Origin of the sequence: Lactobacillus ultunensis DSM 16047 (assembly GCF_001436305.1) — a bacterium.
Taxonomy (GTDB): domain Bacteria; phylum Bacillota; class Bacilli; order Lactobacillales; family Lactobacillaceae; genus Lactobacillus; species Lactobacillus ultunensis.
Map to the genome: position 1 here is coordinate 1 of NZ_AZFO01000063.1, position 3,843 is coordinate 3,843.

Sequence of the window (3,843 nt, forward strand, 5' to 3'; positions counted from 1 at the left end):
CTTAACCACTTGACCAACGGGTCATGTCTCTTAATCAAGAACACCTAATTATAATACCGAATCAAGTTTTGAAAGTCAAGTACTTTTTTGAATCTTTTTAAAACCTGATTACTTAGGTGATCTCTCAATCACAACGTATTTAATAGTAATAGATTAGCCGATAAAAAGCAAGTACTTTTTATATTTTTTTGCAAAAAAGTACAAATACATTGTAATAGAGACATCTTCTAATTATTTTTATCCCCTAATACCTCATTTTTGTCAGCATATAGTATGTATTAATATCAACGGGAGTAGTTAATTTTAAATTCATTGAGACTACTGGTACAATTTTGGGTTTATTATTTTTATCAGTTCTCTTCATTTCTTTTTGTCTAAATGTATCTGATTGAGGGTGACAAGTTCCTAAATAGATAAAACTTTTCCCCTCATCATCTGATTTTTTTACAAATAAATGAAAATCAATTTCTTTACTTTTAAAATTCTGAATTTCTCTACTATCCAAACTTCGAGGATATTTTGAATACATGTTAATAATAGACTGATTTATGAATTGATCTTGATATGCCAAAGTTCGTGCATCATTCTTTTTATTGTAAGTAATAAAAATGGCACAATTTTTCTTATCATAATCAAATTTATAGCCACCAATATTCTGGCCTGGAACAATTTTGTCCCAATTTAACAAACGATTGGCATCCGTGCGAGTATATCTTTCATTAATAGTGAAAGTCTTATCGGCATTATATTTTTGGGATCGAAGTAAACCAGTTCTAATTGCATCCCTAAAAAGCACATAAAAATTTTTATTTTCTAACTTTGATTTTACTTTTTCATTCAAAAAGTACTTTTCATTTTTATGTTCAACAATATTTTCACCACCGTAAGTTTCTTTATTAGGCAAAGATCTTCTGATAAAAAACGATAATGATAATATTGCATCAACTGATTTAAGAATATCATCTGAAATCAAACAGTGATTTTTTCTTAAAATAGCTAAATACTCATCTTCTTTGACTTCGCTTTGATTCAAAAGCCTATCTAATAATAAAAGTTCATGCTTTCGTTTTCCATTAGCTAAAACTACAGTCAGGAATTTTAATATCTTATTTTGAAAATCGGATACTTGATAATCACTTTCTCCCATTTCTTGTAAAAAATGACTATAATTTTTATATTTTTCAGCAATGACTTCACAATCAATTGATTCTTTTTGTAAATCATACATTAACGGTATTCTGCCAATTTTACGTTTTTCATTCACATATTCTTCACGTAATTTACGCTTCAGTGTAAGGTTGGAACGATTAATAGATCTATAGATTTGCTCTTTAGCCACATTTGTAAAATTAATCAAGGATACACCATAAATTGGCTCTAGATCTAACTTATCACGAACTCGATCACGATTATGCGATTTATCACCGGTCAAAGCCACTGGAATCAGGTAGTTATTATCATAATTACCAACAAAATCTATTACGGTCAGATAATCTTTCCCTTTGTATTTTCTCAATCCGCGTCCCAATTGTTGTACAAAAACAATACTTGACTGAGTATTTCTCAGCAAAACAATTTGATTAATACACGGAATATCTACGCCCTCATTAAAAACGTCAACTGTGACGATATATTTAATCTCACCTTTTTCTAATTTCCTGACTACTTTTTCTCGTTCACCAATCGAATCTGATCCTGCTATTGCAATCGCTGGATAACCTTTTTCAGTTAATTTTCTTGCTAGAATTTTAGATTCTTTTTTTCGACTACAAAAGATTAAACCATGTAAAGTCCGACCAGAATAACCATAATAATCCGTTCGCTGCAAAATATAGTTTACTCGCTCATCACTTACCAACCAATTCAAGCTGGTTGCACCACCAATTAATTCGTCTTGATAAACGTAATCCTCAACACCATAATAGTGAAAAGGACAAAGCATGTCTTGATCTAAAGCACTTTGCAGCCTAATTTCATAGGCAATATTGTAATCAAATAACTTATAAATACTAAAATCGTCAGTTCTTTCAGGTGTAGCGGTCATACCTAAACAAAATTTAGGTTGAAAATACTTAAAAATTTTTAGTTCCTGTGTTGCTCCTAAATGATGCGCTTCATCAAACAAAATATAGTCAAAGGCATCTCTGGCAAACTTCTTTAAATTTTCATCCTTAGCTAAAGTTTGAACCGTCGCAAAAACATATTTAGTTTTTAAACCTTCCTGGTGATTTCCACTGTAAATACCATATTCAGAGTCATCACCACCAATAACATTAAGAAAACTAAGTTTAGATTTTTGTAGAATTTGTTCACGATGAACGACATATAAAAATCTTTTTGGGTTAAATTTACGAACATCAAAAGCTCCAAGATATGTTTTTCCTGTACCGGTCGCAGAAATAATCAGCGCCTTATTTTTGCCATTTTGTCTAAGATATTGAATTTCACCTAATGCTTCTTTTTGCATTTTATTAGGCTGAACTGGTAAGGAACGTTTATCTTCTGCTACTTCAGGCTCTATCAGTTTATTTTGATCAAATTTATTCTGATACCGTGTAAGCCAATTCTTCGTTAAAGGTATAGCTTTGCGCCATTCATCTTCGATTTGGAAGTTAATTTGTTGCGTAATTTCTGCATTATCCAGCGAATTTACATTCAGATTCCATTCATAATTATTAATTAAAGCACCTGAAGTTAAATTTGAACTACCAATAATTGCTGAGCGATATCCTTCATGTTCAAATAAATATCCCTTGGCATGAAATGGTAATTCTTTGTTAGTTTCCGCATCTTTTTCATTAAAAATTCTAGTTTCAACATTGGGAACTTTCATCAAACTTCTAAAAGCGTCAGGTTCATTAAAATAAAGATATGTTGAGGTCAAAACTCTGCCATGAATCCCACATTTAGCTAAATCAGATAAGACAGTTAAAAAGGACGTAAACCCACGCTGTGTTATAAACGCTACTACAAACGTAAAGGATTTACAGGTAGCTAACTCCTTCTTCAAAATTCGGTAAATATTATCATTTTGACCATGATTAAGAATAAGACGAGCCGATAAATTTCCATTACTTAGAAATCTATCCTTATCAATATAATTATTTAAGACCGTCTTTGTTAAATCTTTTTCTAAATCCATCAAAACTTAATATCCTTTAGATTTGTTCTAGCTAATTCTTCAACCAATGGGGCATCAGCAGGCGCCCAATTTAGCTCCTTAACCTTACTAGCCGATAGCCATTCAATCTCACTATGTGCTACAAGTTCAAAATTATGAGTTAACAATTTTGCAAAAAAACTGTTAACTTTACTATGCCAAAATCGTATTCGTAACTTACCGTTTTACCCAGTTGAGGTCCAATTTTAACTTCATCATGAAATTCTTCTTCTAATTCACGTTTGGCGGCTTCCTGAGGCGTCTCACCCTTTTCTATCTTTCCTCCTGGAAATTCCCACATTCCACCGACTAAACGATCAGCGTCGCGTTTACCAGCTAAAACTTCATTTTTATCCTGATCTATAATTGCTACCCCCTGCAACTCTAATAATCTTCTTTGACATAGCTATTCTCCTAAATATTTTTAGTTTTATTGTACAATAACTAATCCCAAGAAAATAATTCTTAAAAATGCCAAAAGAGACCTACTTAATTATCAGCTAGGTCTCTTTTATACAGCTTGTATTTTAAGCAATAAAAAAAGCTCGATAAACGAGCTTTATCTATTACGGAGACTGAGAGATTCGAACCCTCGCACCGGAATAACCCGATCTACACCCTTAGCAGGGGCGCCTCTTCAGCCACTTGAGTAAGTCTCCAATGGGCCTAAATGGACTTGAACC

Annotated in this window: 2 protein-coding genes and 1 tRNA gene; all 3 read right to left on the bottom strand. The window is 32.2% G+C overall.

Going from position 1 to position 3,843, the window contains the following annotated elements:
- Nucleotides 1–244: 244 nt before the first annotated feature.
- The 3 genes from FC57_RS10220 to FC57_RS10230 all read right to left on the bottom strand — a co-directional run bounded on the left by FC57_RS10220 (nucleotide 245) and on the right by FC57_RS10230 (nucleotide 3,819).
- Nucleotides 245–3,142, bottom strand: a complete 2,898-nt coding sequence (locus tag FC57_RS10220; protein ID WP_007127092.1) for a DEAD/DEAH box helicase — start codon at nucleotides 3,140–3,142, stop codon at nucleotides 245–247.
- 139 nt (nucleotides 3,143–3,281) lie between these two features.
- Nucleotides 3,282–3,542, bottom strand: a complete 261-nt coding sequence (locus FC57_RS10225) for an NUDIX domain-containing protein (RefSeq protein WP_007127094.1) — start codon at nucleotides 3,540–3,542, stop codon at nucleotides 3,282–3,284.
- A 187-nt stretch (nucleotides 3,543–3,729) separates the two neighbouring features.
- Nucleotides 3,730–3,819 (bottom strand) — tRNA-Ser (locus FC57_RS10230).
- Between the last annotated feature and the right edge of the window lie 24 nt (nucleotides 3,820–3,843).

Excerpts from the sequence above, each read along its gene's own strand:
- FC57_RS10220 (WP_007127092.1), bottom strand. The coding sequence starts at position 3,142 with ATGGATTTAGAAAAAGATTTAACAAAGACGGTCTTAAATAATTATATT.